The organism is uncultured Corynebacterium sp. (genome assembly GCF_945649885.1).
GTDB lineage: Bacteria > Actinomycetota > Actinomycetes > Mycobacteriales > Mycobacteriaceae > Corynebacterium.
This window is the reverse complement of record NZ_CALZFS010000152.1, coordinates 1-5528: the sequence shown is the minus strand read 5'-3', so window position 1 is coordinate 5528 and position 5528 is coordinate 1. Positions and strand designations below refer to the sequence as shown.

The following is a 5528-nucleotide window of genomic DNA, read 5'->3' as shown; positions in this document are numbered from 1 at the left end:
GCCTGTTGTCGTCAGCTTCCCCGTTGTTGTGCCAGAATACCGCCCCCTCCGGTCGGGGGCCAACGAACGCGGTCAGAACAATCAGATGAACGGTCCTGGTTAGTGCCTTGCCTTCCTTGTGAAGGACAACCTGCCTGTACCCCTTGCCCTTCGAGCTAGGGCTCAATACGCGGCCTTTGATGCGGTGTCCGCGTGAGTTCAGACGGTCCAGGCTTCTCACCTGTCCCTGGTCTGACACTTCGTAGAGTCCTTCATAGCCGGGGACTGGTCGCCAGTTTTCGATATAGGTATGCTTAGGCATAGCCCTCACGCTCCTTCTTAGCGTCTGGGGGTTAGGCCCGGGCAGTGTTTCCGCACTGTTACCGGGCCATTCTACCCCGTATTTTACCAGGTCAGAGGCTTTAAGTGAAGTGATTTTAGGTCACTTGTTCACTTAATTGCTGTCATCTCGCTCATGCGATTTCCTTCCTGGTGACCTCAGCAAGGAGATCCTGCTGCCCTGACATGAGACGCTGCACGATTTCTTTGCCGACAGCATTCGGGCGGATCGCGGTGTACCCGGATTTTCCTTCCACAATCTCCCACCCGACCGGCACCTTCCCGGTGACCTGCCACTCCGCGAGGACCTTCTCGCTGAGGTTCTTCACGGCCTCTGGTGTCAGATCCAGCACCAGCAGATCCTCATTGTGGACCAGCACTAATTCCACAGCTTGCTGATACTCAGCAGTCCCAGGGGCAGGAAGTCGGTATTCGAGTTCCTCACCGGCTTCATCGGCCTGAGCTGCAACGGCGGCGAGATCCACCACCCGAGCTGTGGGCTTCGGAGACGTGCGGTAAATGCTTCCCAATTCCACACCACGCTCATTCCTCACCAGCTGCTTCTCCCCATCCGCCAACACCGAATGAATATCACTCTTAGAATCCTTCGCGATCTTGGTGAGCTCTTTCACCACAGCATCCTGCAGCATCGCCACCTCAAGATTTTCACGGCTCAGCAGCTTCTCCTTGCGGGTGAGCTGCTCCACCTCCGCTGTGGTCGGGGCTTCCTCATCAGCCATGACCCCGAAGCTTTTCACCCGCGTGTACGGGATACGCTGCGGCGCATTCGGATCAGACGCGTTGATCGGCACGGATTTGAGATTGAGGCGATTGAAGATCTTGTACACCTCACCGGACCTGGTTTGTACGTGAGTGGCACCGGCGGTTTCAATCACCACCTGCAGTGACTTAGTATCCGGGGTGGCACCCGGCGCGTCGATCAGGGGCTTGTACGTAGTCATTATTCCTCCTCCATGATGTTGTCAAGAGCGATGCTGGCAAGCTGCGCAGCGATGAGGGGATCAATATCCCTGTCTGTGAAAAATCGATACGCACTGAGAGTTTCCCGGCAAGCCTCTTTCAAAGGATTCGGGGGTGGCAGTGGGACTACCTGAGCCCCTGCGTGCTGCCGCTTCACTAGATCCAGGCGGTCTACCAGATCAGATGGCTTAGACATAGGTACCTCCATAGAGATAGATGCTGAGGATGATCAGGCCCAGGAAGAGCGTGATCGTGGGAATGATTTTCATGTGATCACCATGTGGATTCCGATAGTGAGCAAAAATAAGCTCAGGATGAAAGTTGATACCGGCAGCAGGATAAAGAAAATCCCCTTCACCACGAGGTCAAGAGGATCAAAATCCGGAGGTGGGGTCTTATGCGTCACTACCCACCACCCTCAGCGATCTTCAAAGCATGTGACCCCGAATCAGTAATGACGTCGTATTCATCCAGCCAGCCCTCACGCTCAAAGTCGGCAAGTGCCTCTTTGCTGGCACGTCCGGTACGGGCGTAATCCCGGAAAGTTTTCATCAAATGAGTAGGCCTCATGATGCACCCACTAGCCACCGGGCGACACGCGCCACATGAGGACGCAGGGGACGTTTCCAATCCATCATCGGCCACCCCTCTTCATCAGGACTGCGCGCTGCTCATGACGACGCTGCAAATGCTTCACCTGGCGGTACATGTCCTGAATCATCAAGCGATCTTTTGGTTCCCACCCTTGCCACTCGGCCATTTTCCGCAGGCCAGTCTCAATGCTGACCAAAATCGTTTTAATCATGCTGCTTGCACTTGCCTTTCTCTTTCCTCGATGAGTTCGACGTACACACCCAGATCCTCGTCCGTGGCTGGCTGGTCAGTCATCGGATTCATCAGCCACCTACGCAACATTTTTGGCACGTCTGGGATGGTGAAATTCTGTTCCTGCATCCCAATCGCCAGGAGCCTCAAACCGATCTGAAACCTCACCATCCTGGAACCCCAGTCAGCGCCAGCTGGGTCTGGGATACCCAGTCCGCGTCGTGCATCAAGTAGCTGCTGACCAAAGCGATCAGCTTCCTCGGCGATGGTCTTACGTTCCTGTTTGATGAGTCGGTCACGCTCTTTGCGTAGCTCTGTTTCTTCCCAGTAGAGGGGTTTTTCTTTGGTCATCCTGTTTTCCTGTTCCTTTCTCGGTGGCACTCAGAGCAATAGGGCGAGCGCCCGCGTGCCCCGTTGTTTTTCCATTTGCGGTGGATGTTTTGGTCATGCCCCCGGGGACAGTGAGCTACCGCTTCGTGTCGCCTACTTCTGCGTGGTGGCTCAGGTGGGGTCTCCCAGTCGAACCACAACTCAAGCGCAGCCTGCCTAGCCTGCTTGACGCGGGTGGACATTGTGCCAAGTGTTCGACCGACTGCCTGCGCGTGATCGGTCAGGGACTCGTAGGACGCGGCACCCAATAAATCTTCCTGGTGTTGCTCTTCCATAGCGTCGAAAACCTGATGGAGTGCGACATGGTCGAGCCCGTAGTGGGCAAATTGGGGGCGTTTATCTTCCCAGTAGGCAGCAAATCCGGCACCTGTGCCTCCTCCAGTTAGTCTCACGCCGTGCTGGCTGAGGCGATTCTGATGGGCCTTGGCTACCGCAGACTGTCCGATTCTTAGAAGTTCCCACACCTCAAGGTCTGGGTTTTCGGCAATTGCCATACTGATTGCTGAGGTGGCTGTGTCTCGTCTGTCTGGTTCTGAAGTGGATTGGTAGAAAGCACGTGATGCCGCGATTTTTCCCATGAGGTGCAGGTGCTCTAGGGTGCCGTCCCAGTATTCTTCTTCTCGCTCCGCTGTTTCGATTGGGGATGGGAGGAAGTCGGCAACTGCGCCGGATTTCACCCACCCTGGGTTACGCCGCGACCTGGCCACGACGCGCCCCAGGATGAAGTCGTAAAACCTTTTCCTGCATATGCTGCCCATTGACGTGTAAGTAACGCTCGGTCGTGAGAATTGATTCATGGCCCAATAGCTTCTGCACTGACCGTAATTCAACCCCGGCATACAGCAAGTGCGTGGCATAACTGTGACGGAACGTGTGCGCCGAACCATGAGGAACGTCAATAGTTTTAATCAGCTCATCAATCGCCCTACTAAGGTTCCGGTAGGTGGTTTCCGTACCCCACTTTGGTGCGCAAAATAGTTGCTTCACACCCGGTTTCACCACCTGCTCACGGTGCTCCATCCACGCACCCAGTGACTCGGAAATATCAAACCCAATCGGCACCCTATGGGATTTATTACCCTTGGCGATCACATGCACCTGGTCACCATCCAGCCCCCCAACATCCAAGCTAGTCAGCTCAGATATGCGAATACCGGTTGCGTACAGCGCTTCCACCGCTGCCCACGTTGAAGCCCTGCGAGCCTTTAGCGACTCAAAAGGGGCATTGACATATCGGTCGCGGGCAGCATCAAGAATCGTTGCAACCTCCTGCTCAGTCCAAGAAGTTGCTTCAGGCTTAGGTGCTTTAGGTACCTTCAGTCGCAGGATTGGTCGACCATCCATAAGCTCCGCCTCGTCTAACCATTCGGCAAATATACGGGCGACAATGACAATGTGTTTCCGTGTTGCAGGGGACAAGTGCTGGTTTCTGGCTACCGCTTCCTTCACTTTCTCTGGGGTGAAATCTGCGAGGGAATCTCCGGGCCTCAAAATTTTGGTGATGCTGGCTCGATATGCAGTGGCGGTGTTTTTTGATTTGCCGTCAAAGCTCACAATTTCATCAAGCCACCGGTCGATGGCATCTGTGGCTTTCATGCTGCTTGCCTCTCTGTGTATTTGTAAAAAGACGGTCTCCGTCGACGCTCAGAGCAAAGCTGACACAGCCCTGGCCGATTCATCGCACTCAATGTGAGCTGGCATCCCACGCACCGCTTCGGCTTACTCCGCCTACGTGGTGGCACCACACCCAGGTCATGGTGGGTGGTACACATGTACAGCCACGACCCAGAATCTTGGGGCTCACAGCAGTCCTGGTATGTGCACCTGCTCATGGCGTACCAATCCACAGGACCATCAGGATGTAGCAAGCAAAAAGGGCACTGAAAACGACAGCGCCCTTGATATAATCCTTCCTCCGCTGATGCTGGTGAATCCGCTCCAGCTGGCGTAAATACCGAGTATTGATATCTAGGACCCCGACCGCGTCGGCCAGGGCAAGACGATCATCCATTGAGCTTCTCCTTCGCTTCTCTCAGCTCATTACGTTTCTGGCAGGAATCACACAATCCGGTTTTCCTTGAGGAAGCCGCATTCCTATTGCACTGCGGACACGGGCGGACACGCCGACGCTTCTCGTTATTTGCTGTGAGAAATTCCCACGCAGCCTGCTCATGCCTGATGCACAAACCCAGCTGAGACACCTGCGACACCGTCATCCCACACGAGCTGTACCCACAAGCCCGGCGCGTCATGCCGCCCCCTCAATCCCCAGGAATGCATCCACATCGGCTTTCACAAATTTGATTGCAGTGCCGGCGCGCACCCACCTCAATGGTGGTTGCAGGGTGCCCGCTTTCGCGTGGCGGAGCAGGGTAGGTTTTGAAATACCCAGCATGACCCGGGTTTCCTCAGCGGAGTATGTCGCCTGAGTTGGTACAGTTCTCATTCGAGTCTCATTCCCTTCACGTCCTCGAAAGCGACATTCTCAATCTCGCCGTCCAGCCGCTTCACCAAGACGGTGTTTCCCAGGCCCAGGCCAACGAATTTCATTTCCTCATCCTCAGCCCACACCTGCAGGTACGTGTCCTGCTTAACTTCCGGGGCAATACGGGCGAGGAACATCTCGCGGGTGAACTCACTCATTGTTTTCCTCTTTCTCATCCTGTATCCGGACGATGATGACGCTCGCCCGGTATCGGTACGGGGTGGTGGGTGTGCGACGGTGCTTCGGGGTAGACTGCATAGTGATTTCCTTTGGTAGGGATTGAAGAACCCCCGGCATGTACAAGATGCCGGGGGTTATATGTTGTGAACATGATTGTGTTCCGGTTTTTCATACCTGATAGCTTTTATCTCAGCGGCCAATACTGATTCCAGATCTGGATATGGATCTCGGGTAAAAAGAACTACATCAGCGATCCATCCTTTATCCCGCTGGTGCTGCTTCCACCTTGATAACGGATCTGCGGATTGCCCCACATAAAGCAACGATCCGTTTTCATCGAACATTCGAT

Annotated in this window: 10 protein-coding genes; all 10 read right to left on the bottom strand. The window is 54.8% G+C overall.

The window, feature by feature from the left end; translation table 11 throughout:
- A partial coding sequence (locus Q0M74_RS12735; RefSeq protein ID WP_293955053.1) for an NUMOD4 domain-containing protein occupies nt 1-301 on the bottom strand: 301 nt, incomplete at its 3' end.
- A 151-nt stretch (nt 302-452) separates the two neighbouring features.
- Entirely contained in the window at nt 453-1280 is an 828-nt protein-coding gene (locus tag Q0M74_RS12730) for a hypothetical protein (protein ID WP_293955051.1), read from the bottom strand.
- Complete coding sequence (locus Q0M74_RS12725) at nt 1280-1495, bottom strand: hypothetical protein (RefSeq protein WP_293955049.1); 216 nt, start codon at nt 1493-1495, stop codon at nt 1280-1282. Before Q0M74_RS12725 ends, Q0M74_RS12730 begins: the two co-directional genes overlap by 1 nt.
- Before the next feature lie 209 nt (nt 1496-1704).
- On the bottom strand, nt 1705-1851 hold the full coding sequence (locus Q0M74_RS12720; RefSeq protein ID WP_293955047.1) for a hypothetical protein: 147 nt from the start codon (nt 1849-1851) through the stop codon (nt 1705-1707).
- A 249-nt stretch (nt 1852-2100) separates the two neighbouring features.
- A complete protein-coding gene (locus Q0M74_RS12715) occupies nt 2101-2475 on the bottom strand; it encodes a hypothetical protein (protein WP_293955045.1) in 375 nt (124 codons plus the stop codon).
- Between the two features lie 726 nt (nt 2476-3201).
- A complete protein-coding gene (locus Q0M74_RS12710) occupies nt 3202-4110 on the bottom strand; it encodes a tyrosine-type recombinase/integrase (protein WP_293955043.1) in 909 nt (302 codons plus the stop codon).
- Between the two features lie 232 nt (nt 4111-4342).
- Nucleotides 4343-4525 (bottom strand): hypothetical protein, encoded by a 183-nt coding sequence (locus Q0M74_RS12705; RefSeq protein ID WP_293955041.1) that lies wholly within the window; start codon nt 4523-4525, stop codon nt 4343-4345.
- A 237-nt stretch (nt 4526-4762) separates the two neighbouring features.
- Complete coding sequence (locus Q0M74_RS12700) at nt 4763-4960, bottom strand: helix-turn-helix domain-containing protein (protein ID WP_293955039.1); 198 nt, start codon at nt 4958-4960, stop codon at nt 4763-4765.
- Entirely contained in the window at nt 4957-5157 is a 201-nt protein-coding gene (locus Q0M74_RS12695) for a hypothetical protein (protein WP_293955037.1), read from the bottom strand. The genes Q0M74_RS12700 and Q0M74_RS12695 overlap by 4 nt, the downstream gene beginning before the upstream one ends.
- A 156-nt stretch (nt 5158-5313) precedes the next feature.
- The coding region (locus Q0M74_RS12690; protein WP_293955035.1) for a GIY-YIG nuclease family protein at nt 5314-5528 on the bottom strand (215 nt) is incomplete at its 5' end.